Consider the following 536-nt stretch of genomic DNA (forward strand, 5'->3'; position numbering starts at 1 on the left):
GTCACGATGACACGGGGGCTGGTCTTGTGGGATTTGAACAGGCCCATGGGATGGCCGCTCATCATCACAAGGGTGTGCTCGTCTGTGAGCTCCTCCAGGTATCTCTTGATGAGCTGGTACTGCATCCAGTTCTGGCATACCTGGCCGGTCTCTCCGTATGTAACAAGCTCGTAGGGGTAAAGGGCAACATCATGGTCCAGGTTGTTGTCGATCATGACCTGGAATGCCTTTCCTTCCACACATTTTCCTTTATATTCATCGATCGGTCTTCCGTAGATCCTTTCCTTCGGCATGAAACGGTATCCGTAGATACGTCCTCTTGTCAGAAGTTCGTCTAAAAATTCCGGTGCGAGCTGTTCGTGCAGCTCTTCCGGCACATATCTGAGGGCGTTTGCTACCGCCAGCTTGATCTCTCTTTTGTTCAGGGTCAGCTCTCTTTTCGGGGCTCTTCTGACACCTTCTTTAAAGGTCGGGTACTCCGGCAGAACGGGATCCAGTTTGATTACCATTGCTTTTCCGATTTCCGCATTGTTCAT

General features: G+C 50.7%; 1 pseudogene. It reads right to left on the reverse strand.

Annotated elements, in window-relative coordinates:
• Window positions 1-536 (reverse strand): annotated as a pseudogene (locus V8Q34_RS27375) (urocanate hydratase); the annotation flags it as partial.

The sequence above is a fragment of the Blautia sp. JLR.GB0024 genome (assembly GCF_037000545.1).
Taxonomy (GTDB): domain Bacteria; phylum Bacillota; class Clostridia; order Lachnospirales; family Lachnospiraceae; genus Blautia; species Blautia celeris.